Consider the following 26,127-nt stretch of genomic DNA (forward strand, 5'->3'; position numbering starts at 1 on the left):
ATGGCCCGGATACGCACCATCAAGCCGGAGGCGTTCTTCTCCGAGTCGCTCGCCGAAGTGAGCGTCGAGGCCGAGCGGACCTTCTTCGGCCTCCTCACGCAGGCCGACGACCACGGACGGCACCGCGACAACGCCGCGATCATCGCTGGGCTCCTGTGGCCCCTGCGCGCCGAGCACACCTCGGTCCACGTCGAGGACGGTCTCCACCAGCTCGCGAGCGCAGGCCTGATCTGCCGGTACACCGGCTGCGACGGCCGCCGCTACCTCCACATCGTGACCTGGTCCGAGCACCAGAAGATCGACAAGCCGAGCCAGTCCCGCCTCCCCTCCTGCCCGCAGCACCAGGCTGCCGACCGGTGCGGCCCCTGCAAGGGCAACTGCACCAAGCAGACTGCGGGCTCGCCCACCACTCCCGGAGGACTCGCCGAGACCTCGCCGAACCCTCCCCGACCCCTCGATCTGCCCGCCCAGGCCACCTCGACGTCTCCCGGGCACGCCATAGTGTCCCCGGGAGACCGGCAGGCAGCCACCGATCACCCGGTCGACGTCCCTGGCCGCTCCGGATCGGAAACCCCAGCTCAGCAGGCATTCTCCGAGGGCTCTCCGATCCTTCCCCGAAGCCTGCCCGAAGGCTCGGCGCCTGGATCTAGGATCTTGGATCCTGGATCTTCTCTCCCTACGGGGCGCACAGCGCCCGTAGCCGGCGTCTCTGCCAAGGACCTCGTCGGTGAGTACGTCGCCGGGTGCGACGAGCGCCCCCCGAGCGACGTGGTCGGGCACCTGGGGCGGATCACTAAGAAGCTCTTGGGCGAGGGCATCGCCCCGGATCACATCCGAGCCGGGCTGGCGAACTTCGCGGCCAACCCGAAGCACCCGAGCGTGCTGACCAGCATGGTCAACGAGGCGATGAACGCCCGCACCGGCGGCGACGCGCGGCCGGGAATCCGGCCTAACGTGCCCGCCCACCAGGCGTGGACCAACCCGGCCAACGCTTCCGCCGCCTACGCCGAGGAGCTGTGATGCACACCCGTCACCGCGAACCGCAGCTCCTCGGCAACGAAGCCACCCTGGAGCGCATGGCCCGGATTCTGGCCGCCCGCAACATCGACCCGGCTGACGCCGCGCTGACCGACGACGCCGAGCCGTTCTCCCCGCTGGATGCCCTGCTGGCCGGGATGCCCCCGCGCTACCAGGCGGCTGTCGCCGACCACCCCAAGGTCCTGGAGTGGGTCCGGAAGGTCACCGAGGCGGCCGTCGCACCCAGCCGGGGAGCGCGGCGGCAGGTCGCCACCGGGCCCAGCCTGCTGATGGCCGGGGTCGTCGGCGCGGGTAAGACGCACCAGGCGTACGGCGCGGTGCGAGGGCTGGTGCAGAGCGGGGTCGGTGTTCGCTGGCGCGCGACCACCGCTGCCGACCTCTACGCCGATCTCCGTCCCCGGCCCGGGGTCGACAGCGAGCGGGAGCTGGCGGCGGTCAGTCGCTGCTCGCTGCTGATCATCGACGACCTCGGCGCGGCCAAGGCGAGCGAGTGGGTCGAGGAAGTGACGTACCGGCTGATTAACCGGCGGTACAACTACGAACTCCCCACGCTGATCACGACCAACCTGGCGATCAAGGACCTGCGCTCCTACCTCGGGGATCGCGTCGCCAGCAGGCTCGCGCAGATGACCACCCGAGTCGAGTTCGAGGCCGCCGACCGCAGACGCCACAGCGCCGCCGCCTGACCCTCCACAGGCCACTCCGCCGGACCGCGCCCTCGCAGCGCCGTCCCCCGGGCACCTACCGCCAGCGAACCTCTCCGCCGACGCCCCTGCGCGCGGAGGGCGATCGGAGCACCCCGCATGACCAGCACGATGAACGGCCCCGCCCACCACCGTCAGCTCGGTGACCAGACCTGGCAGGCCGACGCCGTCTGCCAGAGCACCGAGTACAACCCGGTGGATCCCGAAGTCTTCTTCCCCGAACCCGACGAGACCACCAAGATCGCCACGGCCAAGGCCCTGTGCGGCCAGTGCCTGGTCCGCCGCACCTGCCTGGACGCCGCTCTGGAAGGGGGTGACACCGACGGGATCCGTGGCGGCCTGACGGAAGAGGAGCGTGGGCCGCTGCACGACAAACTCGCCAGCCGCCTCGACTACAGCCGCGTCAATGCCACCATCGCCGGGCGCGACGTGCACCTCACCCATGCGGAGCGCCGCGCGGTCGAGCACGCGGCCTACCGCCACGGGGTGAGCGAGCAGCGCTTGGCCTGGCTTCTGAAAGTCACCGAGGAGCACGCCAAAAAGCGATACCGCGAGATCCGCCGGGCCGAGCGCAACCGAACCCTGAACCAGCCCACCACGAACACCCCATCCCCCGAGACCACCGGCGAGCGCCTGATCCGCGACGACTTCGGGACGGCGGCATGAACACCGCAAGCGCGCCGAAGACGGCGCACATATCCGGGTGGGACCGCGCGGCTGTCGTGGCCCTCGGGGGCGCGGGGTGCGCGCTGTCGTACGACGCCCTGCAGCAGATGGCCGTGGCTATCCACATCCGAGGCTTCCTTACCTACTTGTTCCCCCTGGTGATCGACGGGTTCATCGCCTACGGCATCCGAGCCCTCCTGGTCCTGCGCAACGCACCCCTGCGCGCCCGGCTCTACGTCTGGACGCTCTTCGGCACGGCCACCGCCGCCAGCATCTGGGCCAACGCACTCCACGCCGTGCGCATCAACCAAGACACGGTCGCCGGCACCGGCCTCCAACTTGGTGACGCGGTGGTCGCGGTGCTCTCCACCATCGCCCCGCTCGCCCTGGCCGGAGCGGTCCACCTCTACATCCTCATCGCCCGGGGCCCGGTCAAGGACACTGACCGGCAGAACCTCGGTCAGCCCGGTCACCTCGGTCTGACCGATCGGGGCGACGCCATCGAGGTCACCCGGACCGACCGAGCCGGTCAGCAGCAGTCAGCGGCCGGTCAGGTCAAGTCCGGTCAGTCGGTCACCGCGCTGACCGACCGGCTGCCGCTGTCCCCGACCGACGAGGACACCGCCACCCGGTCAGTGACCGGAGACTCGACCCCGGCCACCAGCGGCCAGTCGGTCACCGACCACCGCAACCGGAGCCACGGTGCCCCTGACCTGCCGGGACAGGCGGACAAGGGGCGGACGGTCGCTGACCGCCCCGACAGCGCGGCCCCGGTCGGTGATGGCCAGGGCAGCCCGGCGGCGGTCAGTGCCCCGCCGGTCACCTCGCCGCCGGTCACTGACCGGGCCGCTCGGCCGACTGGTGACCGGCGTCCTGACCCGGACACCGAGGAGCTGCTGAAGATCGCCCGGTCGGCGGTCAGGGCCGAGGACAAACTGACCCGCAAGGTGGTCGCCCAGGCGATACGAGGTCAGCAGATCCCGCTGTCCAGCGACACCCTGACCGCGCTGATGGCCCAGCTGCGCGAGCAGCACCGCCAGCCGGTCACCTCCTCCCGGCCCTGACCGAACCTCCACGGAGTGGGTGACCAAGCCGGTCACCCCGGCCGGTCACCCGCTCCGCATGTCTCCGAGAAACCCCGCCACAGCAGAAGCGGAGAGCACCCGATGCGCACTCACCCGGCCACGCCCGCCGAAGTCGACTCCTGGCTGACCGTCCTGCACCAGCACGGACACCTCCACCGCGCCCAGTCCGGCCCCGACACCACCTGGATCGTTCAACGCGAGCAGCACGACCGGCCCTGGACCCTGCACCACCCCGTCCTGGCCATGGACTGGATCGAGGGACTCGTCCGCGAAATCCAGCAGCAGGACCCGGAGACGAGCCGGTGAACACCAACGACCCGGTGGCCACCCCCGCTGGACAGCAGCGTGACCCCACCACGGCTCCTGGCGGAGCAAGCTATCGCGTACGACGGTCCTACGGCCCGTCGTACGCACTTGCCCCCGCCCGGGAGGGCGGGGGAAGCCCGGCTGGTCCCCGAGCGAGGGCACACGGGGACCAGTCGGGCAACCGGCACCAGGGGGCGCCGGTCATCGGGGGAGAAGCAGATGACCCTGCCGACCGCGAGCAGCCGAGCCCGAGCACGCCCGCCTTCCCCGACCGCACCCCGCGCCGCCGTAGCCGCAACCCGAGCGAGCGCGCCCGCAAGACGACCACCCGCCTCTCCGACACCGAGAAAGCCGAGATCACCGACGCCGCCACCCAGCGCGGCGTCACCGTCGCCCGCTTCCTCGCCACCGCCGGCCTGAGCGCCGCCCGCGGACGTGCCGCCGTGCACAGCAACGACCAGCTCGACACCGCCATCGACGAACTCGCCGCTCTACGCACCGCGCTGGCCCGGATCGGCAACAACATCAACCAGATCGCCTTCGTCCTCAACAGCGGTGGCCAGCCGCGCGCCGGTGAACTCGAACACGCTCTGGGCACGCTGACCGGACTTCTCGCCCGCGTCGATGACGCGGCGAACGACCTGGTGACCCGGCGGCTGTGATGGTTCCCGATATCGGACGCGGCTCCCGCACCCACGGCCTCCTCGTCTACCTGTACGGCCCCGGACGGCGCGAGGAGCACACCGACGCGCACCTCGTCGGCTCCTGGGACGGCTTCGCCCCCGACCCCGGCCGCGACACCGGCCTCGACCCCGACCCGAAGGTCACCCTCGCCCGGCTCACCGCCGCCCTGGACCTGCGGGTCAAGCAGGCCGGCGACCGCGCGCCCGCCAAGCACGTCTGGCACTGCTCGGTCCGCACCGCCCCCGGCGACCGGCGGCTGGACGACGAGGAGTGGAACGCCGTCGCCCAGCGCATCGTCCACGCCACCGGCATCGCCCCGGCCGGAGACCCCGACGGTTGCCGGTGGATCGCCGTCCGCCACGCGGAGGACCACATCCACATCGTCGCCACCCTCATACGCGGCGACCTGCGCAACCCGCGCCTGAACTACGACTTCAACAAGGCCCAGGCCGAATGCCGCCGCATCGAGCAGGAGATGGGCCTGCGGCGCCTGAACGCCGGCGACGGAACCGCAGCGAAGAATCCCAGCAGCGCCGAGAAGTTCAAGGCCGAGCGCACCGGCCGCCCGGAGACCTCGCGCGAGACGCTCCATGAGGCCGTTCGTCGAGCCGTGGCGGGAGCGGATTCGGAGGAGGAGTTCTTCACGCGGCTCCGAGAGGCGGGGGTGCGGGTGAAGCTGCGGCACGCTCCGTCCGGTGACGCGCTCGGCTACAACGTGGCCCTGCCCGGCGACCGCAACCGCGACGGAGACCCGGTCTGGTACCCCGGCTCCAAACTGGCCCCTGACCTCTCCCTTCCGAAGATCCGCCTACGCCTCACCGACGGGGCCGCCGAGCCGAGCGCGTCCGCGGTCGGCGCTGACCGGACGAACTGGTCACTGCCCGCCCGTCAACGACGCAACGCGGTCGTCATCGCCGAGCGCTCGGTCACGCTCCTGGAACGCGATGAGGACGGCGAGGCCGCCGCCCAGCTCGTTGGCGTCGGAGAACTCCTCGACGCGGTGGCCCAGACCTCACCGGCCACCACCCGCGCCGAGCTGGCCGCCGCAGCTCGCGCCTTCGAGCGGGCGACCCGCAGCCATGTCCGCGCCGAACGCGCTGACACCCGGGCTCTCCGCTCAGCCGCCCGGGGCATCGTCCAGGCCGGCGGAGCGCTCGGTCGAGGCGAGGACGGCGGTACCACCGCCATGCTCGTTTCCACCCTCGTCCTGGTCACCCTCGCCGCCGCCCGCTGGCACTCCGCGCGTGGACACGCCCAGCAGGCCCACGCCTCCCGACAAGCCGCCGCGCACCTGCGCACCGCCTACCGGCAGGCCGCCGCCACCCCGATGCGAGTGCTGCACGACCAAGGTCGGGCCCTTCCAGAAGCGCAGCGCCGCACGCACGAAGCCACCCTTCGCGCCGCCCTACCGGAGGAGGTCGTACGGGCAGAGGGCATGGAAGCGAGGACCGACGCCTTGATCGCCACCCTCGCCCAGGCCGAGCGGGCAGGCCACGACTCCGAAGCCCTCCTGCGCCAGGCCATCGACATGCGCGAACTCGACAGCGCCGATGACGTGAGCGACGTCCTGGTCTGGCGCCTGCGGCGCATCGCCCAGCTCCCGGCACACCCGGGTGACGGTGCCCGTCGTCCGCAGGCCGCCACCCGCCAGGCCACCACGCCGAGCGGCCGCACCAGTGAACGAATCGCGACGGCAGCCGCGCCGCTCGGGACTGTTCAAGACCCCAATCGCCGCTCGTCAGGTCGCTGACCTGGTCGAACCGGTAGTTGACCATCGACCGAGAGAACGCTGCGAAATGTATGGACAGCCGGTTCCACCGGCTGTTACGGATGAAGAAAGGACCAACAACCGGGAGATGACGCTCGTGCTCAGAACCACCACCCGCACCACGGAACCGGCACCCGCACTGCCCGTCCTCCCCACTGGTACCGACCCCCTGCTGCAGTTCCAGGCCGAGACGCGGCCGGCCGACGGCCCCGGGGCGATTCGCTGCGTCGGCCACTCACGCGAACTCGCTCTCGGGGGCATCCCCGTGATGTGCTCCGCCTGCCGTGCCCGACGCGACTGGCTGCTCATCAACCACGGGCGCAACGTCTGGGTCCGCTGCCGGTGTGGCAACCAGTGGCTCGAGCCCGAGATCAGCCGCGCCGACTTCGACGCCCTGGTTGGCGGCCCGCACGGGACGATCTACCCGAGTGTCGAGGCGGGCCTGGCCGCACTCGGCTTCGACGGTGTCTTCTCCGGTATCTATCTGGAGTAGGCGAGCTCTGGCAGCGGTGGAATCTGGCTGAAGAACGCGCTGGCCGCCGCCCGACGCGGCTTCCAATGCTTGAAGGCGTCGCGGTCGTAGCTGGTGCGGTCCTCGACCGCCTCGGCGAGCCGGCCGACGACAGCATCGCTGCTGCACGCACCGGAGCGACAGAAGCTGGTCGATTCCACCGAGGCGGCGGGGATCTGGACGATCCAGGCAGGGATCCCCGAGAACACCGCCAGCCTCGCCGTCCACGCACGGGCTGGATTTGATCGGCACCTGGGAGCGGATCGGCCGTTACCACGGTGTGTGGCGGGACGCGGTGCTCGTCGAGCGCCGCAGCCTCACCGTGGTGTGTGCCGGCCCTGCTCCGGAGGCTGGACCCATGGCCGCGTGCCGGAGGAGGGCGGTGGCCTCAGTCCTGGGTGACGGGCGAGCCGTCCTCGGCGGTGTGGTTCCACAGGCTGCGGTAGATGCGCAGGTCTTCCTCAGGCAGCTCCAGATCGCCGTGGACGCGGACGGTGCTGGTGTCCCAGGGCCGCAGCCCGTCGTGGCGGGGGGTTAGCAGTATGCCGAGTGCGGAGGATTCTCCTGCCTTGCCGGTGCGGGAGGTCACCTTGTGGTGGCGCAGCTGTACGTAGGAGGTGAACGCGGTCCGGATGGTGTTGTCGAAGCGGGTGGCGGCGCCGACGATGAGCTGGCGGGTTCCGTCCGCGTCGAGCTGGCGTCTGAAGCGCCATTTCGTGTGTTCGGTGGGGACCTTGGGGACATCGTCGAGCATGTCGAGCAGGAGGCGGCCCCATTCGGTGCGCGCTGCGACGGGGAGCCGATCGAGGTCGCCGAGTATGGTGTGGCGGTTGGCTTCGGTCAGCGGGTCGGCGAGGGGGCTGAGGGCGATGTCCTCGAGCATGAAGCGGATCATGAGGTGGGCGCGGGTGCCGTCGTCTCCGGCGGGCGCCTGGGGCAGCTGCGGAACGGAGTACAGCACGCCGTCTTCTCCGACGAGGTCGGTGTCGATATTGCCGGGCGGGGTGTCGGCGTCGGCCGCAGCGAGTTCGTAGTAGCGGACCGGTTCCTCACCGATGGGGACGGCCGGTTCCTTCGCGGCTCGGAAGAGGTAGTCGAGTACGGCGGTGGTTGAGCGCAGCTGGTTGAACAGGAAGTCCCAGTCGCGTCGGGTCAGGGCGATGGAGGGCATGCCGGTTGGCTGCCACGTTGCGGTGATCCCTTCCGGTACGCCGGGGTGGTCCAGGAGGAACACCGAGACCCACTCGTAGTCGTTGCCATCCACGTGTAGGACGCGGCCTCGTCCGTTGACCATGTCGGCGGGCAGCATGCGCAGTTGCCGCACACTGCCCTTGGCCTGGCTCATCGCCTTGGCCGCGACCTTCTGGATCCAGTTGGCCTCCAGCGCGTCGGCCTTGGGCGCAATCGTGCGGGCCTTGACCTGCACCACCGCACCGCGGTGGCCGGCGATCAGGATCCGGTCGCCCTGCTCACGCGAACCCGAGCCCTTCGCCGCGTTCGCTACCTGCTGGAAGACGAAGTCCGGCAGACCCCACGTGGCCGCCGCGGTGTGGGCGGCTTCCTCGGCGGCCGTACCGTGCTCGATGTGCGCCGGCAGGGGCAGCGCCGGAGGTATGCGCCGCAGGTGGGGGCCGTTCGGCGTTTCGACGATCAGCGTTAACGACGTGGCGTCGTCCTCGATGAGGCGCCACAGGGCCGGTGAGGGCGTTTCGGTCATGGCGCTCATTACACGCCACACCTGGCGGCCGGTGCCAGGCATGTGCCTCGAATTCCGGGGCAGGAGCCGGGAGTTTCGGCGGATTGCTTCGCGGGCCGGGCACGGCCGAAGCCGGTGACGGTGACGAACCCGCGCAGGGCCCGGCACCGCAACCGGGCGGGGTCGGGCACGCATCGCTGAGATGTCGGATGCTCCCCTTGGCCAGCAAAGCGACACGGCACGGCCGCCGAGGGCCGTGCCATCAGGGGGATGAATGACGGTGCGGCGCCGTAGGCTGTGTTCACGGCGCGGGGCCTGACAGAAAAAAATGAGGTGCCATGAGTCATCCCTGCATCCCCGCAGCGCAGTTCATCGGCCGGATACTCCCCGGCCCGTACGAGGCACAGCTCGGCGGCCCGGACCCCGAGGCCCTGCACCATCTCTTGGCCGCCGTCCACGCGGACTTCTGCTGCCCGCCGAGCGGCCACACGGTCTCCTGGCAGGACTGCTACGACGCTGCGCAGCAGCGTCCTCTGCCGCACAAGGCCGGCTTCCTGCTGAATGAGCGCGGCGAGCCGGTACCGGTCCCCGCCCATGTGCGAGACGAGGCCGCCGACCGGGCTCGCGAGGCCCAGGCAGCAGCAGCCTGCATCCACCGGGTAGCTGCGAACATGCCGCTGGGCAACCAGGGCTGAGGAGCGCGTGGCGGGGAGAACCTGTGAGGGAGCCCCAGGCGTGCTGCCCCGCGAGGTTCGCGCGGAGCAGCGATGCGCGCGGCGGTGGGGCGCTGCTGCTGGGCGGGGGGTGAACTTCCTCCGCCAGGCCAGCGACACGTACGCAAGTGGGCGGCGACCTCCGGGCATCCCCAGAGCCTCTGGTCGTCGGCCTTGGTGTCCTCCTTCGTCGGGTCGAGCGTACGCAACGAACGGGTGGACACACGACGAGGCCGCCCCTGACTGAGCGGCGTGGGGCGGCATTCGGTGGTCCTCGTTCAGACCCCGGCGAGCCGGTTGGAGAGGTCGAGGGCGTCGGTCGCAAAGGAGAGGGCGGCGCACAGGCCGGTCACCTCGTACAGGGTCGGGCGGACCAGGCGCGGCCAGTCGTCCGGGGCGGCGGGCCAGGAACCGAGGAGCACCTCGGCAGTGGTCAGCCCAAGGTACGTCGTGACGTCCCAGCCACTGCGCGATGCGGGCTCCCAGCGCAGTCGGATGCGCCCGAGGGGAAGTTGGGGAGTTTCGGCAGCGAGCCAGGTGATGTCGAGGGGGGCATCGGGGCGGGTGGAGATGCGCTGGAGAAGCGCGCTGTGCACGCCTTGCGGCATGGGGCGGGCCGCGACAGTGTGCAGCGCGAGGCGGGGCTCGGGGCGCGAGAGTGACGAGATGGGAAGCCTCCGTGGTGGTGGGGAAGCGATCAGGCCCAGGCGAGGGCGTCGCGCGCCCCCACCGGGAGGTAGTCCTCCTGGCCGTCGTCGGCGATGTACGCCTTGCCATCGCGGACGACGACCTTGGCTCCCACGAAGTGGGCGAAGGGGAAGTCGGGGTTGACGGCGAGACGGACCGGCAAGTTGGGGTCGAGTTCCTGGAGCTGGCGGAGCAGGTGGCCGACGGTCAGATACTGGGGCAAGGAAACCTCCGAGAGCGGTGTGGGATGACGGGCCAGAACGAGAGCAGTGCACGAGGCGGGCCGTCGTCGGCCCGCCCCGTGGTCCGGCGGTCAGCGCGAGGAGTGGGCGACGAGGGCGGCGAGGAATCCGGCGACGGCCTCGGAAGGGGTGTGGACACCGAACTCCTGGACCCACACCTCGCCGTCGGCGGGCAGCACCTGGACGCGCCAGACGATCTCGCGCGCCCGGGCGGAGGGGTCTTCGGGAAGCCAGCCGACGTAGACCCCGCCTTCCGGGCTCGTCATGTGAATGTTGGCTTCCGGGGTCTCGGTGATCGCCCAGTCGAGACCGTCCAGGAGGTCGAGCACTGGAGCGGCGCAGTGGTCGGAGGAGAGCCAGTGGCGGTTTTCCACGGCGGGCCGGACGACGGCTGGCAGGAGGGTGGCAGAGGCGTTCACGGTTGGACGATCCCTTCGTTGACCTGCGGTTTTCCCGACGCCCGTACGTTGGCATGCGGCATGCCGAAGTGCGTAGTCGTTTCCCCATGGATGCCGTCTGCCGTGGGCGAACTGGAGGCCATCAGCGAGCGGTCGGCGGGACGGGAATGGATCGGCGACCGCGGTTGTCGTACCTGGGTTGCGGCGAGGGACGGCACGACGGTGAAGGGGGAGCAGGGGATGGCCGAGGCGAGTAGACACTGGGACGGCGCCGGACTGGAACGCAAGATCCGCGCCGCCGGACGGCCCTGGACCGTGGGCGACATCGCGATGGTCGCCGACGGCCAGTGGGAAGTCGGCGCACAGCTTGATCATTGGCCGGACGAGGAGACGGTGGAGCGTCGGGTCGCCGAAGGCCGGCGAGTGGAGCTGACGATGGAGGAGCTGGCCCGCGCGGTGGGCCTCCGCGCCGAAGAGGGCCACCGCGACGAGAATCAGAGCTATCCGCCAACGGCGGGGGCCCGTTGTGGGCGCCGACGGCCCGACGACAGCCGCCGAGGAGGACGGTTCGGGCATGGCCCCCGGGGCGTGCCGCGTCTGCCCGGAGCGGGCGACAGCGGCCTGTGCCAGCCGAACCGCCGGTGCCTCAACCTCGGGTGCGGCGGCCTCCCGAGCCTCCACCACGCGCCGGATCGCCTGGAGGACGCACGGCTCTCCGCGTGGGCGACGCGGAGGCTGACCGCCGCTTCGGTGATCCGGTCGAGTTCGTAGAAGTCAGGCACGTACCCATGCCGGGACAGGGCGTGGAGACGGTCCTGGTGGACGGTTACCGCGTTGTTCGTGATGGCCAGGGCCGCGCGGATGTGCATGGCGCAGCGCAGGAGCGGGTCCTCGCTGGGGCGGCGGACCCCTAGGACCTCATGAGCTTCGATGGGCTGGCCCCAGGCGCTCTCGATCATGGCCGTGGCCTGGTCGACATGGTGGTGGTGGGCATGGTGGAACTCCTGTTGGGCGGGGACGGTCGCGAGTGGAGTGCGGCCTGGGGTGGGAGTCAGCGTCCGCGCCGGGGCGTCGGCGAGCTGGCCGGCAGCCGGGCAGAGGTCGCGGGCGCGGGGTGTCCCGTCCGTTTCTGCGCCGCCCTCGTGGAGCGGCTCTGCGCGGCCATCACCCGGAGGTCGGTTGCTGTGCGTGGTGCCCGCGCGGCACGGTGTACGGCCTGGGTGACCGCGGTGCGGCGTACGTCCAGCGGAGTTGGAGCGCGCGGGACCTGAGCCTCGGCGATCGGCGTGGCCGAAGCGACAGGGGTCATGGTGACCAAGTGCTGCATACGCCGGTCGACTTGGTGGCGTTCGCGGACCACCGGGGTCGACTTCGCCATCACAGCGGCGGTTGCGGCGATCAAGTGGGACGGGGTGCGGGCCGTGAACGTCGCTTCGGCACGAGTGCCCCAGCCTGGCGGGCCAGCCCACAGCTCGACGGTCCTCCGGTCGGAGCCGTAGCCGCGCCGATCGATAAGGATGCCCGCTTGGTCGTCAGGAGCGATGATCTCGACGGTGCCGAGTTCAGCAGCTCCGTCAAGGTTCCAGCCGGTATCGGTCAGCGGCCGGACGGTGTCCCTCCAGGGGACGGTTGGCCCTGTCAAGAAGCGGCCGAGGGTGTCGGAAGCGATGGCTTCGTCGTAGTCCTGGACCAGTGCGGCGGTGAGGCCGGCGACCATCTCGGCCGGGGTAACGTGGTTGAACGTTGCCGTCCAGCGTGGCGCCGAGAAGGCGTCCTCGGCTGCGCTGATCTTCCACAGTTCGAAGTCGTCGCCGAACCAGCCGATCCGTATCCGTTGGTCGGGAGAGGTTACGAGGAGCTGGCAGGGGCCCTCATCGAGGTACTGATGAGGCCAGTGGGCGACGGGCGCGAAGCCAGCCTCGCCGGTCGCGTTGGAACCAGCCAGATACATAGGGCTGACCAGTACCTCTTGGTACCGGGTCGGGTCATCAGGGGCGTACATGGTCGAGTCTCCGGAAGCGAAGGAGGAGAACGGATCCGCGTGAGCAGCGGTGGGAGCCGCCGGAGCGCACGCGGATGCCGTGGCGGCGGCGAGTGGTCACTGGTTCTCACTCCCGTCACCGGCCCCGGACCGGTATCGACTGAGCGGTCACGGCCGCAGGCACCCGCCGTTGCGGCTGTGGCGCGTGGGTGAACATGACGTTGGACGCGGCGGCGCTCCGCCGTAGGGCCGCCGCGGTCCGGGCGCCGTCGGCCCCCAGCCCCTGCGGAATGCCAACGTGGGTACGCGTTGCTGCCGCTGCCGGACGCGGTGCCGCTGTTCCACCTCGCAGCGCGAAGGGCTGGCTCCAGTGCTCGACACTCGAGTAGACGGCCCCCAACGCCTGGCCGGCATCGGTGAGCACGTAAGCGTCTCCGTGCCGGGAGCCCGTCCGCGTGACCAGGCCATCGGCCTGAAGCCGGACAAGTCGCTGCCGTGCGAGGCCGTAGTCCAGACCGGCCGCCTCGGCGATGTGAACGAACCGCATCTGGCCGTCAGCCGAGTGGAGGGCCTGAATCACGGCAGTCGAGTGCCGAAGATGCAGCGGCGCAGCGCGTCCTCGACACGCTCGGCTTCGGCCATCGGTTCCTGTGTCAGGTGGGTGCGGGACCAGTCCGACACCGTGCGGAGGACGGGGGCCAGAGACGTGCCGAGCGCGCTGAGCCGGTACGGCGCGCCCCGCCGGTCGTCATCGCGGATCACCAGTCCGTCCGCGTGCATCGTGGCCAGCCGTTTGCCGACGAACTGCTCACTGACGAAGGGGAGCTGCGCAACAACGTCGCGGACGCGCACGGGGCCGTTCACCTGCGCCAGGGTCATCGCGGTCCAAGTGGTCCACTTGGGCCCGATCCGGGCGAGAGCCTCCTCGACGCGCTGGGCGTCGATGGAAGCGATGGAGAAGGTGGGAGGCATGCCGGGGGTAGCCATGGTGGGGTCCTTATCGGGATGAGGTCAGCGTGAGCGGGGGGTCGCGAGGGAGGTCCTGGCGACGGGCGTGGCGGCCGAGTCGGAGAGCGCGCCTGACGTGGTCCGCGTGGTGGTGCGGCCGAGGGCGGCGGACACCCGGGAGGTCGTCGCGCGACCATCACGCAGGGCGGCTTCCCCCTGCGCAGTGAGCGAGAGGAGCTGGCCGGGCCGGTACACGTTCTCGGTGATGTCCTGATGCAGTAGCCCGTCGGCGACCAGCCGCTGCACGGTCTGCGGGAAGACCGCCGGGTCCTGCCACTGGGTCTCCTCCCGCGAGATGTACGGGTCCTCGCCGATCGCGTTGCGGCGAAAGCGAACACCTCCGGCCGCAATCGCTTCGAGGGCTACCAGCCCGCGCTCCCCGGCGACGGCCCAGTCGTCGTCCCGGTGGGGCCTCGTCTTCTGGCCCGGCCCGTGGCTCTTGTGGCTCGCGTGTTGATCAGGCTCGGGCGAGGAAAGAAGCCGGCGGTAGGCGGACAGGGACTCGACGAGCTGGCTGTATGCCCGGTCCTGCTGGGCCAGGCCGTCTCCGAGGTCCGGGAGAGCTGTCCGCAGCAGCGCGTACGACACCTGGGCTCGGCCGACTTCACCGCGACCAGTGCCTTCGAGCAGCCGCTGAGCCCGCTGGACCGCGTTGAGCACGCTCTCGTGTCGCTCATCCAGCGCCGCTGCGGCTTCGATGACGCGTGTAGCGGCCTGGTGCAGCGGCTCCTCCGGACCATGTGCGAGGGCGTGCACGCTGACATCCCCGACACCGAGCACTTCGACGACGAGATAAGGCCCAGGGTGTGTGTCTGCGTCGTACGGGTTCACTCCGTCGTCTCCATCCGGGCGAGCAGGGAGCGGACCAGAGCGGGCAGGCTCCCGGGATCGTTGTCGAGCCGAGGGCGGTCGCTCACTTCGCTGAGGAGATCGGCGTCATCGAGCAGGCCGCTGGAGATCTCCATGCAGGCGTCGGTGATCCGGGCGGCGGCGAGCAGCGACTGGGAAAGAACCTCGACGTAGTCGTCCGGCGCGAGGCCGGCGGCCTCGGCTGCGTTGCGGACCGCCTCCAACTCAAGTGCGTTGAAGGCGAAGTCGAACTCGTCGTCCCGCTCAGTACCACCGAGTGCGGCGACGATCGGGGCGCGTGGCTCCGTGGGTATGCCCACGCGGGTACAGATCTCATCGACCGAGGAGGTCAGCTCGGCGAACGACTCGGTGAGCCACCCCAGCGCGGAGGCGTAGGAGGCCAGAGCGAACAGGCCCGCCGACCCAGCTGGGCGTGGCTCTATGGCCACGAAGTCCTCGAACCGGTCGTTCAGCTCGGTGATCACGCGGGGCCCAGCGGCCAGCGGACCCAAGACGGGATGCAGGTAGGAGCGGGCGGCGGCCGTCGGGTACTCGGCGGCAGGGATGCCGCCGACGTTCTGAGCGGCCTCGGTGAGGAGATCCGCCAGCTCTGAACGGGTGAGCGCAGTACGGTCGTTGGTCATCGCTGGGCGACCTTTCGAGAAGCAGTGGCAGAGGGCGGCGCTGGTGACGGGGCAGCCGCGCGGCCCGTTGTCGGCCGTTCGGCGGTGAGCGTCGAGCGAGACCGGGCGGCCTGCACGCGGGCCTCCGTGGCGGAGTCCGGGCCGACCCCTTGCTGGGGCTCGGTCCGTAGGTGGGCCGCGCGGTAGACCGCGTAGTCCTTCCGGCTGCCAGCCGCCACGAGGTAGATCTCGCGCTTGTGGGTCGAGGTCGGTGGCGCTTGGCGGAACTGGATGACCAGCCGGTAAGAGACTTCCGGGTCGACGTACACCTTGTGGAAGCCGGCGAGACGGCCCTTCAACGGCAAGCAGTCGTTGCTTCCGCGGACCAGGTTCTGCAGCTCCAGCAGAGCCAAATCGCGCATCTCGAACGGGAGTTCCCGCAGGTCGGCGATGGCGTCAGGGTGCGCGGCGAAGGCGAAGCGGGCGCGGCTCACAGCAGCCTCCCCTGGACCGCGCGCTGGACCGGTACCGCCGCTGTCGCGCGGGGCGCGTCGAGCCCGGTCTGCGGTGTCGGAGAGGTTCCGGCGGACCGGGAACGGGCGATGCGGGCGATGCGGGCCCGGACGACAGCACCGTTGTGGTCGCTATACTCCGGAGGCTCGGGCAGCGGTTCGCTGCGCTCGTCCAGCCAGGTCTGGGCGACGCCGACGTCGGGGAAGGCGCCTTCGCGCATCGTGTACGTGCCGGCACCGTGGTTCCACTCCTCGTAGAAGAGGCGAACCGGTGCCTGGGTGGCCTGGGAGTCATTGACGAGTGTCCACGCCGCGCTGGGGTTGTCGTCAGAGGTGTAGGTGTCGAGGACCTCGTAGCGGGTGCCCGACTTCTGGATCTGCTGTTCCACCTGGAGGGTGAGGTCGTCGGCGGGCTCGATGTAGTCGCCACCGCGCAGTGCGATCCGTTCGAGCGGGCAGCCGCGTTCTGCCAGCCAGTTCTGTGCGAAGGACGCCGTGGCGTGGTGACTCGTCTCGAACGTGAACGTGGACTGCCGCAAATCCCGAGCGACCGCGATCGCAACGAGCTGTGGCTCGCCGGGTATCCCCCAGGCGACCGATCGGTCGTGGGCGAGGACGAAGCTGTGCGAACCGTTGGGCGTGGTGTGGTGCTGGGACAGCACCGTCAAGTCGCCAGTCCAGAAGGCCTCCATCGCCTCCTCGGAGTCGTCGTGGACCGGCGAGAGATCGTCGAGACCGAAGTCGAGAATGTCGTTCACGCAGCCACCCCCGCCTGCTCGGGCGCCGGGGTGGCCAGCACCCGGTGATTGGGGCGAGTTGCGCTGGTCGTGCAGGCCGCGAACGGTCCGTCGGGCGCACGCAGGTGCGCCAGGGTTTGGTCCAGGTGGTCGCGATGCCAGGTCGAGGGGCCGGACAGGCCGGCCTCCGTGTCGGTGAACTGTTGCCAGGCGAGCCAGAGTGCGTGGAGCCGGGCGACGGCCTCGGGGTGTTCGTGCCAGTGCGCGCACCAGGGACGGCTCGTGCTGACCTCCCGGCCGTACACCGGCAGGAAGAGGTAGTTCACCCAGTCGCTGAGGGCAGCGAGTTCGACGGCGTATTCCTTGCCGCCCAGGGCGAGGATGAACACCGAGGCGGGGCCGTCGGTCTTCTTGCCGTCAGCCGCCTCGGCTTCCGGAGCGCCGTCCGGCGGCTGGATGGCGACGGATTCGGGCTCGGAGCCGAGGCGGTCGAGGATGACGCCGTGCTGCCTGACCTCGGCCATGGTCTTGGCGAGGGTGCTGGCGAGGTCGTCGAGGTCTGCGTCGGGGACGCGGTACGGCTCGGGGCCGGGGGAGGTCGGGCTGGTGTCGGCCATGGGCGTGTGCTCCATCTGTGAGACGGCGACATGCCCGAGAGGATCCGGAGAATCAGCGGTTTGGTCCGGCCGGAAGAACGCGGTAGTGGAGCGCTATCGGTCGGCGCAGCGGGGACAGCGGGGACAGCGGGGACAGCGGAGAAAGGGTGGGTCCAGCAATTGCAAGGCACGCGCAGCCTGTTGTGGGACGACGCCGTTGCCGAGCGCGGTGAGCTGCGCTGGACGGCCGAGCCCCGGAGTCGCGGTGACCCAGCCGGCGTCGAGGCCCTGCATCCACTCCACGAAGTCCGCGCGGAGCCGACCGGCTGCGTCCGTGGGGGCCGGGGCCGGGCGGGTGAGGCTCTCCCATCGGGTGATGGCGGATCCGTACGCTCCCCATCGCCGGTCCGCGCCCCCGCCTCCGGCGTCTCCTCCGCCCAGAGGGGCAGGACCACCGCGGACAAGGGAGGCCGCCATCCCTTCCCGGGGCGGCGGCCCGGGGTGCCCGTGTCGCTGGCCCTCGGGGTCGGCAACAGAGACGCAGCGGCACTGGGCAGGGTCATGTCGCCATTGCCGTGCCGCTGATTCGGCGAACCCTTGATTCCGTCCGACGCCTTCGGGGTCGGCAGCAGCAGCCACTCGACCTCGTCGGCCAGGTTCGGACCGTGCCCCCCGCTCTTCCGCTTCGATGGATGCTGGCTGCCGCCGTTCTTCCCGATGTTGCTGGTCGGCGTCTTCAGCAGGGTGCCCGGCAGGCCATGCGGCGAGGAAGGTCCGCTCGCGGCGGTGCGGGGCCCCGACGTCGGAGGCGCGAAGCACGAGCCACTTCGCGTCGTACCCGAGGTCGGCCAGGGATCCGAGTACGGCACCGAGTGCCCGCAGAGCAGGCTGACCTGCGGTGTCTCCCAGACACCACGGGCAGGGTTCCACGTCGCCAGGGGAACCGGCGGGGGAGGTGAGGAGGCCGCGCACATTTTCGATCACAACCAGGCAGGGTCGGAGGGCTGCGACCGCACGGGCGACGTGCAGCCAGAGCCCGGAGCGGGTCTGGGCGTTGAGTCCGGCCCGGCGGCCGGCGACCGAGACGTCTTTGACAGGGGAAGCCGGCCGTCAGGACGCACACCCGGGGGACGGTGGACCAGTCGACGGCGGTGATATCGCCCAGGTTCGGGACGCCGGGCCAGTGGCGGGCCAGGATGCGTGAGGCGTTCGGGTCGACCTCGGCGTGCCAGGCGAGCGTGCCGCCGAGCGCGGACTGCACGCCCAGGTCGAGGCCGCCGTACCCCGAGCAGAGAGACCCGATCAAGGGGGTGGCGAGGCTCGGGGCCGTGACGCGTAGGTCCGGCGCGGCTGCGGAGATGAGGTAGATCAAGGCGAGTTCCAGAGGCAGAAGAGGCGGTGGAGGAGGGGTCTCACGGGTGGCCGCGCGAGGGTGGTCGGGCTGTCGACAGCGTGGGGAGACGGCTGGCCGGGGCTGGGGGTGACGCGCCTGGGCGTGGTGTGCTGCGGGCGCGGGCGGCCTTCACTCGGTCGGGCGGCGGCTCGGCCGTCGGCGGCGCGGATGCCGTGGCCTTCGGAGCCGGACTGCTGTTCGCGGTGGCCCAGCGGGCACGCACGTCGTCGAGCGGACCGAGCGCGTGCAGGGCGTGGTTGATCAGCCGACCGGGCCCCAGGACCTCGTCCTGGGCCAAGGCCCGGATGGCTCGCGCGGAGGCGGCGGCGGTGCGGGTGAGGGAGGAGCGCATCACCCGCTGCCCGAACCAGTCAGCGCTGCCAGGGACCATGCCTTCGCAGACGGCGGTCAGCTGCTCGCTCGACACAGTGCCGTCGGCCAGCAGACCGCGTCGCTGGGCCTCCCAGAGCAGGGTGATCCGGTCGATGGGTTCGCCCCGGTGGTGCAGCGCGCCCAGGCACCGGTAGAGCTGCCCGTGGGTCGGGTCGGCAAAGTCTCCCGGCCGCAGCCAGGCCACCACCTCCCCCATGGCCCCCGGCTGTTCGGCGAGGACGGCCAGGAGGAACCGCTCGTCCTCGGCGACCTGGCCGCTCTGCGCCGGAAGCGGGATGTCCGTGGCGGCAGAGGGCCCAGCGGTGGGTGGGACTGGACGAGGATCCGTTCCCCAGCGTCGCGCATGGTCGGTGAGTACGCCGGTCAGGACGTCCGCCGTGCGCAACGCTCCCTCGACCTCGCCCTGGACGGCGTCGGCCCGAGCCGCCTGGTGGAGACGGATCGCGTGCTGGGCGACGGTGCGGTGAATCGCCCCCTCCAGCACCATGCGTCCGTACACCGGGGCGTGCTCGGTTCGGGGACACGCCTGGATCAGAGTGTGGGCGTACGCCGCGGTCAACCCGCGCACGTGCTGTCCGGCCTCCTCGACCGCGTCGATCACCCACGACAGCGGCAACGGACCATCGGCCGAGAGCGCGGGATGCCCGTCGTTGCGCAGCTTGCGGAGGGCGGCGAACAGCGCCTGGTGGACGGGCCGATAGAAGTGGTCCGCAGCGAGCCACTCCAGGTGCGTGAGCTGCTCGGGGTCGAGGAGCGCGGCACCGAGGACCGCCTGCTCGGCACTCATCAACGGGTTCACCGCCGGCCTCCGGGATCAACGGAGGACGCCTCGTCCTGCCGGATGAGGAGGTCGGTGACTGCCTGATCGGCAGCGGCCATCGACAGCGCGAAGTCGTCCAGGGCGGCGGTGAAGGCGGGATCGGAGGCGGGAACCGAGCCTGCCCCGCCGTCAAGCCACCACCGGCCACCGCGCAGGACGACCGGAGCGTGGGCCAACCGCCCCTGCTGTGGTGCGGGCGCGCTCATGCCGACAGTCCAAGATCGTCCTGGCCGATGCTCTTCGCGAGGGCACGCTCGGTGATGGCCTTCGTTGCGCGAGCGGAAGCCGGGCCGACCACCTTGGCGGAGGGCTCCTTGTACCAGGGCTTGAGGTTGAGCATGGCGACCCGGATGCCGGTGGCCAGCAGCAGCACCTTGCCCTTGGGCAGGGCGCGGATGGCGTCCGGCGGCAGGATCCGCTCCGTGCGCATGCTCACCGAGGTGGACTTGCCGCCCTCGCTGGTCGACACCGAGGTGGTCTGGACGTCGTGATCGCCGACCTGACGGCTGAGCCGGTCGGCGAAGTCCGCGTCATCGATGCCAGATCCGATGATCTTGATGGTGGCGGCGGAGTACAGGGCGTCCATACCGGCCTCGCCCCAGCACCGCTGGCCCTGACGGTAGGACTGCAGGATCGTCATCGGGATGACGCCTCGGCTGCCCAGGTGGCTGTAGAGATCAGGGAGGTCCGAGATGCGGCAGACATTCGCCGCCTCGTCGAGGACGCACAGGGCGGGCGGGTCGAGTCGCCCGCCGGAGCGCTCGGCCACGATCACGGCCGCGCGCATCACGGCGTCGGCCGCTGCCGCGATGATCGCGGACGCGCTGCCGCCGCCGTCCTTGCTCAGCAGGTACAGGGTGTCGCGGGACATGGCGAAGGCGAACGGCTGGAACTCGGGGAGGTCGTCGTTGGGGGTGACCCAGGCGGCGACGTCCGGGTCGAGCAGGCAGCTCGCGTACTGCCTCGCGGTCTCATAGATGCCGTCGCGCGTTTCGGTCGCGCCGGAGACGGTGCCCTGGAGCTGGGCGGCGACCGCATGGTGGCCCGCGTCGGTGAGCAGGTCCACCGGGGTGCGGTCGGCCGGCATCGCGAGCCAGGCCAGGACGTCGGTGATCGGCCGCCGGTGGGACGCGGCGGCGAGGAAGAGGGCACCGAGGGTGTTGCTCGCGGCGGTGGACCAGAAGTCGGAGCCGCTGGACTCGTCCACGCTCGCGGTCACGAAGTGCCCCGCCAACCTCTTAGCCCCGGCGAGATCGCGGGCGTCAGCGAGGATGTCCCACCACATCTCGCGCGGGTGGTGGGCGATCTGCTGCGGATCGAGGGTCCAGATCGTGCCGACCTCGGCACGGGCGTCCACCGTGGTGGTGAAGGCGTCGTTCGCGGCTTTGTTACTGGTGAGCAGGACCGGGCCCGGTGCCGAGAGGATCGCGGGGATCGCCAGCCCGGACGTCTTTCCGGAACGCGGGGCCATGATCGCGACGATCACGTCCTCCCAGGACGCGCGGACCTCCGCACGACCGGGATCGAGGGTGCCGAGCAGGATGCCGCGGTCAGCGGGCAGGACCTCTTTTACTCTCCCGGCCGCCCAGGCTAGGGCGCAGGCTCTTCGCCTTGGCGACGATCTCCTTGTCCAGCAGCGGCGCCAGGTCCGCCTTGCGGGCGAGGCCGGACTTGGACCCGGCACGCCAGCGCATCCACAGCACCGCAGCGGTGACGACCAGGGCAACGGTGAGCAAGCCGGGGACGACGCGGGCACCGACCATCAGCATGCTGGTGCTCAAGGTCGGCCACAGCACCTCCGGGTGCAGCAGCGCGTCCGTGACGCGGAAGGGGACCCATGTTCCGCTCCCGACGAAGTTATTGGTGAGATTTCCGGTCAGCCAGGCCAGGGAGCCGAAGGCCATGGCGGCGCCGAGGATGCCGAACAGGAGGTAGAGGAGCGCGTCCGACCCGGTGGTGGTCGAGGGCGCGCTGGTGCGCGGGGAAGGCACGGCGGTTCCTTGGGTGTGCGAGCGGGCGGGGGCGGGGCGCGCTCGGCTCTCATGCAGCTCATGGGGGTACTCCTGGACGTCTGAAGCGGAACGTGTTAGCGGGGTCGGCCGGCAGAACGAGGCGCGGGGGAGGTGATGCGGTGGCCGGCGGACTGCCAGTCGACCGCGATGTTCCGGCGCTCGGCGAGGAGGCGCGGGCCGCCCGCTGCCGGTCTGAATCGACGTTCCGGGCAGCGGACGGCACAGGAGCAGCCTCGGCACCGAGGACATCGTCGAGCAACTCCCGGCTGCGCAAGACGTTGACCATCTGGTGGTGCCAAGGGTCCGTGCGCTCTGCGGGACAGGCAGCGAGACCGTCCTCGGCGACTTCCAACTGCTCACGGACGTCTTGGAGCATTCCGTACGCGGCGGCAGTCGTGTCCACGTCTCGAAAGTCGGATGGTGATGCGGGTCGTCGAAGTTGAGACGGGCGCGAGTCCAGTCGGCGGCAGAGGCGACGAGTTCGGTCAGCTCGGGCAGAGCCCCGACCAGTGCGCCGTTGACCTCCTCGATGATGCCCGCCACCTCATCGGGTGAGGCGTCCTCATGGAGGCGAGAGATCATTCCGCGGACCGAGTACGGATCGGCGGAAGCGTTGGGCAGGTGCCTGAGCTGCAGCGGCTTGTCGGAGCCCGGTGCCGTGCTGCGGTGGGCGAGCCGGATGTTGTGCTGCATGGCCGCACCGACGGCCTCGCCGATGCTGGAGTAGTACTCGGGCACGTTTGCCTCTTCCGGTGAGTGGTCCTTGACGGGTGAGTCGAGCGGGGGCGCGCGACGTACTGGAGGCCGACGGCGGAGAGAGCGGCCGGGGTCACCGTCGGGGGGTTGAGGCGCGCGGTGGGTGACCCGTCGCAGAGCAAGGCGCCGGCGTGAAACTGGACGCCGAGGAGACCTTGGCCTGGTTCGCCGCAGGAGAAGTGGCCAGAGCGGCACCACGGTGATCACGGACGGTCCGTGCTGCGGAGTAGCTCGTCGAAGCGGCGCCGACGCGGCGTAGCTCGGCCTCGGAATCGACGAGTTCGGACTGGGCCGAGCTGATGAACTCCGAGGCGAAGCCGAACCGGTCAGCGAGCGCATACGCGTCCTCGTCCAGGTCGTTGACCTGTTCTCCCGCTGCTTCCAGCGCCTCCCGGACACGCTCCAGCGCACCGTGCTCGGGGTGAAGGAGGTGGTCAACTGCCCGCTGAAGGCTGGCTCCGTCTTCGGCCGCACGGATCTGGTCCGTGATGCTGAGAAGTTCGGCTCCGGCGGCGTAGGGCCCCAGCGCATGCACCGGAGGGCTCAGCCGGGCCGTGTCGAGAGACGGCGGGAGGGTGACGTCATAGCGAGCGGCTCGAAGCATCTCGGCCGCATGGCTGGCGATGGCGACCTGGTCGGCGAGCGGAGTGGTGGTGGGCAGGCGATGGCGTCGGCCGTGCCAGTCGTCGATCTGCTTGAAACCGGCGTGACGGAGGAGCTGCGCGGAGAGGTCATCAGTAGCGCCCTTGGCAACGACGCTGCCGCTGAACTCGGACGTGATGGTGATCGAGGTAGGCACGGAAGTCTCCGGGGCAGAGGGAGCGAAGGACCCGTTGGAGGTGGGCCAGTGGGCAGAGCATCCGGCAATTCCGGGGTTTGGTCCGGCCGAGAATCGCTGGTAGAGGCCGCACGGTGGCGGTCAGCTGGGTGTCCCGCCGCAGCAGGGCACCCGGTCGGTCAGAAGAAGGGATTCTCTGTCGGCCGGTCGGCCCCGGTGGCGGCTCGGAGCAGTTCGGTGAGGTCTTCGGGCTCGGACGACCTCTGGTCTATCCACCACCCGGCGCGGGTCACCGTACGAGCGTTCTCCTCGATCTCCGCCCAGTCCGCTTCGCTGGTCGCGCCTTCGGTGACCAGTGCGGTGTAGGCGTTGGTCAGGATCTGGTGACGACAGCGCACGCCCCAGGGAACGGCCCGCTCGGTCCCCTCCAGGGGAGGCATCCGGTACTGCTCGGACCAGGCTTCGGACGCGGTCTGCTCCTCGGCGCGCTTCGCCTTGAGCCAGGCGGCCTTGTCCTGCTCGTCGCCCTCGTTCGAGGCACGCCAGCAGTTGGTGCTTCTCTGCACTTCACTCTTATGGGTGATCAGGGCTATGTGGCTCGTCAATGGGCCGTCGAGATTGATGGGATGGGGTCAGGGGTGGAGACAGCGTCGGCGACTGCCCGGTGAGTTGTCGAGCGTCGGTAAGATCAGCGCTCTCATTGGGGGTGCGATGCGAACATCAGGGCGGGCCGGCGAGGGGCAGAAGTACGCGCTGACCTCGGACAAGGACGACAGTGACTTCTGGGGCTTTACTCACGAGGCCGAGGGGCTCTTCACGTCTCTGCCGGATGAGGGGGGCGCACGCCGAGTGCACCTCGAAGGTTGTTTTCCGCAGGGTGGCCTACTGAAGAGCCTCGATCATGTCGGTAGCCGTCGCGCCATGGCGGGGAACGCATGGCTCGCCCTTCTCGACGGCGACGGTGCCACCATGGGGTCCTACTTCGTCAACGGGGTCACCGTCGTCGACGCCAAACCTTCTGCCCTTGGAACCGGCCTCGTCGACGTCACAGTGATGCTGTGGTGCGAGAACGCCCTACCCGGAGCGGAACGAGCGTGGAACCTGGTCCGCACGGGTCAACTGAACCGCATCGGCATGTGGCACGAACTCGCACCCGAGGATCGGCACGCGTGGCTGTCGGTAGCCCTGTGGTCCTGGGCGTACCAACGCCAGGGGAAGCTCGAAGAGCCTGCAGGCCAGGTGTTCGCCCTGGACGGCCGGCACATGGTCGACGAAGACAGCTTCTACTGTGCAATCGGTGAGGCGATCAACGGACCCGGCGGATACTTCGGCTGGAACCTTGACGCTCTCGACGACTGCCTTTGCGGCGGGTGGGGCGCCACTGCTCCATTCACCTTGCACTGGGATTCCTCGGCCGAGGCTCGGGAAGGGTTGGCAGAGCGCGTGCCCGCCGGTGACCGCGAGCTTGTGCTGTTCGACCTCCTCCTGGAGATCTTCGAGGAACGGGGCGTAAACGTCATCCTTCGGTAACGGCTGGTCGCTTCCAGGCATTGGTCCTGGACTCGGGCGGCCAGTTCGGCGCGCGCCAGCTCGCCTTCCTCCCCGGCGCCGCCCGTCCCGCGGTTCACCCGGTGGTGGGTCGTCAGGTCAAGGGCCGTGGCGCAGCGCACGCAGGCGCCTCCATCGCGGGAGTGCACCAGAGCGCGCACGGTGTCGGTCGGGCCGGTACGGCGTCGGGCCACGGCAGGATCTCCGTCCTGCCCGCGCGCCTGGCCGTACGGCACGGCCACGAGGAAGGCGCGGGCGAGGACGGGACCATGAACGACTGGGCGCGCTTGCGTCGCGTGCCGCTGGTCAGCCGCCGCTGGCCGTCATGAGGAAGCTGCCGACCATCTCGATGAGCTTCTGCGCGGCCTGGTCCTGGCCCGCCTGGAGCAGGCTCTCTCTCATGCCCTCGAGGGTTCGTCGCATGCGGCTGGGTTGCGGCTCCTCCCTCTCCGCTTCGCGCTGCAGCGCCTCAGCGTCCTCCGTGATCCGCTCACGGATCGGCTCAGGGACGTCCATGGTGACGGCGGCGGCGAGGACCTGCTGGGCGAACTGGGCGAGGTCGTCTGGAGGGAACCCGACGTTGTTGTTCTGGGTGTTGTGGTCCCCGATCTGGTTGATGCCGCCGTAGATGGCGACCGGGCGGGCGTCCTTCTGGCTGGTCACGAAATTCCTCACGTTGACGTGTTGGTCCCCGCACTGGATGCCAAGCGGGGTCAGGGCGAGCGCGTACGACGGGTCGAAAGCCTCTCGGGGACGAATGGCGACCGATCGGGAGTACACGGTGGCCAGCTTGCTGTCCACCAGGAAGGCCGTGGCCTTCTCGATCGTTTCCGCGTCGATTCGCTGGCCGAGAAAGACAGCACGGTCGGATTCCGCGAAGTCCTGCACCACGACGTGGAAATCAGGGACCTCGTCCATTGCAGCGACGATCAGACCATTCGCTGCGGCGTCGAACCGATGCAGCTTGTTGCCTCGCAGCTGGAAGAGACGCTCAGCCTCGTGCACCCCCTTGGGGGTCAAAGTGCACCTGGTCGTGAAGCTGTTGCACCCGGCGTTTCGCTGTCCGTAGTGGTTGACGAGACCGCGCTCGGCAAGCCACGCGACCAGTCTGAACACTTCCCCCTTCGCGACCTCGGACCACTCGCACGACCTGTGAGGGTCGACAGAAATGCGGCTATCCGTGCCTGCGGTCTTTTCACGTATCCAGAGCAGGAGCAGGTCCGCTTCGGTCTCAAACGTCACGAGCCGATCGTATGTGTTGGGCTTGCGGCCCGGATGGGTTCCTAGGCATGGGACCTGGCCAGTGGGCCGCTGAAGGACGGCATGGGCCCGGGACCGAGGCCCCGCCAGCGGCCGGGCTGGCTGGGAGCGGGACGGGGCCAGCCAGAGGCCCGGGGCAGTTCGGCCCGGCCCTCCATCAGCTCATGCCGCGGGTCCACATGTCCTCCTCGTCGATCAGCTCGTCCAGCACGCTGGTCAACGAGGGAGGTTGGTGCAGATAACTGAGCACTCCTGCCTGGAGCCATTCGACGAAGCCAGCGCGGCGGTCGGACAAGTCGCGGTCGGCATGGTGACCGCAGGTGTGGTCGATAGGCCAGATCGTCTTCACGGCCATGGAAGGGC

At 70.1% G+C, this 26,127-nt stretch carries 32 protein-coding genes and 3 pseudogenes; 13 read left to right on the forward strand and 22 right to left on the reverse strand.

The window, feature by feature from the left end; genetic code table 11:
- The 8 genes from ACFYSH_RS28485 to ACFYSH_RS28520 all read left to right on the forward strand — a co-directional run bounded on the left by ACFYSH_RS28485 (window position 1) and on the right by ACFYSH_RS28520 (window position 6,744).
- Complete coding sequence (locus ACFYSH_RS28485; protein WP_359468885.1) at window positions 1-1,020, forward strand: hypothetical protein; 1,020 nt, start codon at window positions 1-3, stop codon at window positions 1,018-1,020.
- Window positions 1,020-1,724, forward strand: a complete 705-nt coding sequence (locus ACFYSH_RS28490; RefSeq protein WP_359468883.1) for an ATP-binding protein — start codon at window positions 1,020-1,022, stop codon at window positions 1,722-1,724. Before ACFYSH_RS28485 ends, ACFYSH_RS28490 begins: the two co-directional genes overlap by 1 nt.
- Window positions 1,725-1,841: 117 nt before the next feature.
- The gene (locus tag ACFYSH_RS28495; RefSeq protein WP_359468881.1) at window positions 1,842-2,408 is read left to right on the forward strand and encodes a WhiB family transcriptional regulator; all 567 of its coding nucleotides are present in this window, start codon (window positions 1,842-1,844) and stop codon (window positions 2,406-2,408) included.
- The gene (locus ACFYSH_RS28500; RefSeq protein ID WP_388756254.1) at window positions 2,405-3,472 is read left to right on the forward strand and encodes a DUF2637 domain-containing protein; all 1,068 of its coding nucleotides are present in this window, start codon (window positions 2,405-2,407) and stop codon (window positions 3,470-3,472) included. Before ACFYSH_RS28495 ends, ACFYSH_RS28500 begins: the two co-directional genes overlap by 4 nt.
- A gap of 102 nt (window positions 3,473-3,574) precedes the next feature.
- Window positions 3,575-3,799: a hypothetical protein gene (locus tag ACFYSH_RS28505; RefSeq protein ID WP_093803236.1), complete on the forward strand. Its 225-nt coding sequence runs from the start codon at window positions 3,575-3,577 to the stop codon at window positions 3,797-3,799.
- The gene (locus ACFYSH_RS28510; protein ID WP_359468875.1) at window positions 3,796-4,461 is read left to right on the forward strand and encodes a MobC family plasmid mobilization relaxosome protein; all 666 of its coding nucleotides are present in this window, start codon (window positions 3,796-3,798) and stop codon (window positions 4,459-4,461) included. Before ACFYSH_RS28505 ends, ACFYSH_RS28510 begins: the two co-directional genes overlap by 4 nt.
- On the forward strand, window positions 4,461-6,233 hold the full coding sequence (locus ACFYSH_RS28515; protein ID WP_359469016.1) for a relaxase/mobilization nuclease domain-containing protein: 1,773 nt from the start codon (window positions 4,461-4,463) through the stop codon (window positions 6,231-6,233). The genes ACFYSH_RS28510 and ACFYSH_RS28515 overlap by 1 nt, the downstream gene beginning before the upstream one ends.
- A 106-nt stretch (window positions 6,234-6,339) precedes the next feature.
- Entirely contained in the window at window positions 6,340-6,744 is a 405-nt protein-coding gene (locus ACFYSH_RS28520; RefSeq protein WP_359468873.1) for a hypothetical protein, read from the forward strand.
- Here the strand turns inward: ACFYSH_RS28520 and ACFYSH_RS28525 are convergent.
- A complete protein-coding gene (locus ACFYSH_RS28525; RefSeq protein WP_359469025.1) occupies window positions 6,732-6,971 on the reverse strand; it encodes a hypothetical protein in 240 nt (79 codons plus the stop codon). The genes ACFYSH_RS28520 and ACFYSH_RS28525 overlap by 13 nt on opposite strands.
- Here ACFYSH_RS28525 and ACFYSH_RS28530 point away from each other — a divergent pair.
- A pseudogene (locus tag ACFYSH_RS28530) lies at window positions 6,910-7,078 on the forward strand (GNAT family N-acetyltransferase); the annotation flags it as partial. The gene ACFYSH_RS28525 and the pseudogene ACFYSH_RS28530 overlap by 62 nt on opposite strands.
- Before the next feature lie 72 nt (window positions 7,079-7,150).
- On the opposite strand, the gene ACFYSH_RS28535 reads toward ACFYSH_RS28530, so the two are convergent.
- The gene (locus ACFYSH_RS28535; RefSeq protein ID WP_359468871.1) at window positions 7,151-8,479 is read right to left on the reverse strand and encodes a hypothetical protein; all 1,329 of its coding nucleotides are present in this window, start codon (window positions 8,477-8,479) and stop codon (window positions 7,151-7,153) included.
- A 317-nt stretch (window positions 8,480-8,796) separates the two neighbouring features.
- Here ACFYSH_RS28535 and ACFYSH_RS28540 point away from each other — a divergent pair, with 317 nt between their 5' ends.
- Window positions 8,797-9,153, forward strand: a complete 357-nt coding sequence (locus ACFYSH_RS28540) for a hypothetical protein (RefSeq protein WP_359468869.1) — start codon at window positions 8,797-8,799, stop codon at window positions 9,151-9,153.
- Between the two features lie 296 nt (window positions 9,154-9,449).
- On the opposite strand, the gene ACFYSH_RS28545 is transcribed toward ACFYSH_RS28540, so the two are convergent.
- The 3 genes from ACFYSH_RS28545 to ACFYSH_RS28555 all read right to left on the reverse strand — a co-directional run bounded on the left by ACFYSH_RS28545 (window position 9,450) and on the right by ACFYSH_RS28555 (window position 10,519).
- Complete coding sequence (locus ACFYSH_RS28545; protein ID WP_359468866.1) at window positions 9,450-9,767, reverse strand: esterase; 318 nt, start codon at window positions 9,765-9,767, stop codon at window positions 9,450-9,452.
- Between the two features lie 101 nt (window positions 9,768-9,868).
- Window positions 9,869-10,081 (reverse strand): hypothetical protein, encoded by a 213-nt coding sequence (locus ACFYSH_RS28550; protein WP_359468863.1) that lies wholly within the window; start codon window positions 10,079-10,081, stop codon window positions 9,869-9,871.
- Between the two features lie 90 nt (window positions 10,082-10,171).
- Window positions 10,172-10,519, reverse strand: a complete 348-nt coding sequence (locus tag ACFYSH_RS28555) for a DUF317 domain-containing protein (protein ID WP_359468860.1) — start codon at window positions 10,517-10,519, stop codon at window positions 10,172-10,174.
- A gap of 102 nt (window positions 10,520-10,621) precedes the next feature.
- On the opposite strand from ACFYSH_RS28555, the gene ACFYSH_RS28560 reads away from it, so the two are divergent.
- Entirely contained in the window at window positions 10,622-11,269 is a 648-nt protein-coding gene (locus tag ACFYSH_RS28560) for a hypothetical protein (protein WP_359468857.1), read from the forward strand.
- Between the two features lie 280 nt (window positions 11,270-11,549).
- On the opposite strand, the gene ACFYSH_RS28565 is transcribed toward ACFYSH_RS28560, so the two are convergent.
- The 15 genes and pseudogenes from ACFYSH_RS28565 to ACFYSH_RS28635 form a co-directional block, all read right to left on the reverse strand.
- The gene (locus ACFYSH_RS28565) at window positions 11,550-12,500 is read right to left on the reverse strand and encodes a DUF317 domain-containing protein (RefSeq protein ID WP_359468854.1); all 951 of its coding nucleotides are present in this window, start codon (window positions 12,498-12,500) and stop codon (window positions 11,550-11,552) included.
- A gap of 115 nt (window positions 12,501-12,615) precedes the next feature.
- Window positions 12,616-13,026, reverse strand: coding sequence for a hypothetical protein (locus tag ACFYSH_RS28570; protein ID WP_388756261.1), 411 nt, complete (start codon window positions 13,024-13,026; stop codon window positions 12,616-12,618).
- A 29-nt stretch (window positions 13,027-13,055) separates the two neighbouring features.
- The gene (locus ACFYSH_RS28575; RefSeq protein WP_359468850.1) at window positions 13,056-13,466 is read right to left on the reverse strand and encodes a winged helix-turn-helix transcriptional regulator; all 411 of its coding nucleotides are present in this window, start codon (window positions 13,464-13,466) and stop codon (window positions 13,056-13,058) included.
- Window positions 13,467-13,490: 24 nt separating this feature from the next.
- The gene (locus ACFYSH_RS28580; RefSeq protein ID WP_388756264.1) at window positions 13,491-14,243 is read right to left on the reverse strand and encodes a large ATP-binding protein; all 753 of its coding nucleotides are present in this window, start codon (window positions 14,241-14,243) and stop codon (window positions 13,491-13,493) included.
- Window positions 14,244-14,314: 71 nt separating this feature from the next.
- Complete coding sequence (locus ACFYSH_RS28585; protein ID WP_359468845.1) at window positions 14,315-14,980, reverse strand: hypothetical protein; 666 nt, start codon at window positions 14,978-14,980, stop codon at window positions 14,315-14,317.
- Complete coding sequence (locus ACFYSH_RS28590; protein WP_359468842.1) at window positions 14,977-15,453, reverse strand: hypothetical protein; 477 nt, start codon at window positions 15,451-15,453, stop codon at window positions 14,977-14,979. Before ACFYSH_RS28590 ends, ACFYSH_RS28585 begins: the two co-directional genes overlap by 4 nt.
- The gene (locus ACFYSH_RS28595; protein ID WP_359468839.1) at window positions 15,450-16,229 is read right to left on the reverse strand and encodes a glycosyl hydrolase; all 780 of its coding nucleotides are present in this window, start codon (window positions 16,227-16,229) and stop codon (window positions 15,450-15,452) included. The genes ACFYSH_RS28590 and ACFYSH_RS28595 overlap by 4 nt, the downstream gene beginning before the upstream one ends.
- Window positions 16,226-16,825, reverse strand: coding sequence for a DUF4913 domain-containing protein (locus tag ACFYSH_RS28600; protein ID WP_359468836.1), 600 nt, complete (start codon window positions 16,823-16,825; stop codon window positions 16,226-16,228). Before ACFYSH_RS28600 ends, ACFYSH_RS28595 begins: the two co-directional genes overlap by 4 nt.
- Before the next feature lie 93 nt (window positions 16,826-16,918).
- Window positions 16,919-17,833, reverse strand: coding sequence for a DNA cytosine methyltransferase (locus tag ACFYSH_RS28605; RefSeq protein ID WP_388756316.1), 915 nt, complete (start codon window positions 17,831-17,833; stop codon window positions 16,919-16,921).
- Window positions 17,834-17,954: 121 nt separating this feature from the next.
- Window positions 17,955-18,065 (reverse strand): annotated as a pseudogene (locus ACFYSH_RS28610) (DNA methyltransferase); the annotation flags it as partial.
- Between the two features lie 151 nt (window positions 18,066-18,216).
- A complete protein-coding gene (locus ACFYSH_RS28615; RefSeq protein WP_359468833.1) occupies window positions 18,217-19,389 on the reverse strand; it encodes a DnaB-like helicase N-terminal domain-containing protein in 1,173 nt (390 codons plus the stop codon).
- The gene (locus ACFYSH_RS28620; protein WP_359468830.1) at window positions 19,386-19,616 is read right to left on the reverse strand and encodes a hypothetical protein; all 231 of its coding nucleotides are present in this window, start codon (window positions 19,614-19,616) and stop codon (window positions 19,386-19,388) included. The genes ACFYSH_RS28615 and ACFYSH_RS28620 overlap by 4 nt, the downstream gene beginning before the upstream one ends.
- Window positions 19,613-21,401, reverse strand: a pseudogene (locus ACFYSH_RS28625) (type IV secretory system conjugative DNA transfer family protein). The gene ACFYSH_RS28620 and the pseudogene ACFYSH_RS28625 overlap by 4 nt, the downstream one beginning before the upstream one ends.
- 850 nt (window positions 21,402-22,251) lie before the next feature.
- A complete protein-coding gene (locus tag ACFYSH_RS28630) occupies window positions 22,252-22,977 on the reverse strand; it encodes a hypothetical protein (protein ID WP_359468827.1) in 726 nt (241 codons plus the stop codon).
- Window positions 22,978-23,135: 158 nt separating this feature from the next.
- Entirely contained in the window at window positions 23,136-23,522 is a 387-nt protein-coding gene (locus ACFYSH_RS28635) for a hypothetical protein (RefSeq protein ID WP_103759900.1), read from the reverse strand.
- A 145-nt stretch (window positions 23,523-23,667) separates the two neighbouring features.
- Here ACFYSH_RS28635 and ACFYSH_RS28640 point away from each other — a divergent pair, with 145 nt between their 5' ends.
- Together ACFYSH_RS28640 and ACFYSH_RS28645 are read left to right on the forward strand one after the other, a co-directional pair.
- Complete coding sequence (locus tag ACFYSH_RS28640) at window positions 23,668-24,486, forward strand: barstar family protein (RefSeq protein ID WP_359468824.1); 819 nt, start codon at window positions 23,668-23,670, stop codon at window positions 24,484-24,486.
- Between the two features lie 20 nt (window positions 24,487-24,506).
- A complete protein-coding gene (locus ACFYSH_RS28645) occupies window positions 24,507-24,833 on the forward strand; it encodes a hypothetical protein (RefSeq protein ID WP_104784841.1) in 327 nt (108 codons plus the stop codon).
- Here the strand turns inward: ACFYSH_RS28645 and ACFYSH_RS28650 are convergent.
- Window positions 24,811-25,746 (reverse strand): hypothetical protein, encoded by a 936-nt coding sequence (locus ACFYSH_RS28650; protein WP_359468821.1) that lies wholly within the window; start codon window positions 25,744-25,746, stop codon window positions 24,811-24,813. The genes ACFYSH_RS28645 and ACFYSH_RS28650 overlap by 23 nt on opposite strands.
- Window positions 25,747-25,921: 175 nt before the next feature.
- Window positions 25,922-26,119 carry a hypothetical protein gene (locus ACFYSH_RS28655; RefSeq protein WP_181011498.1) on the reverse strand — a complete coding sequence of 66 codons (198 nt, stop codon included), beginning with the start codon at window positions 26,117-26,119 and terminating at the stop codon, window positions 25,922-25,924.
- Window positions 26,120-26,127: the final 8 nt, after the last annotated feature.

Source organism: Streptomyces sp. NPDC005791, from assembly GCF_042871485.1.
Classification (GTDB): domain Bacteria; phylum Actinomycetota; class Actinomycetes; order Streptomycetales; family Streptomycetaceae; genus Streptomyces.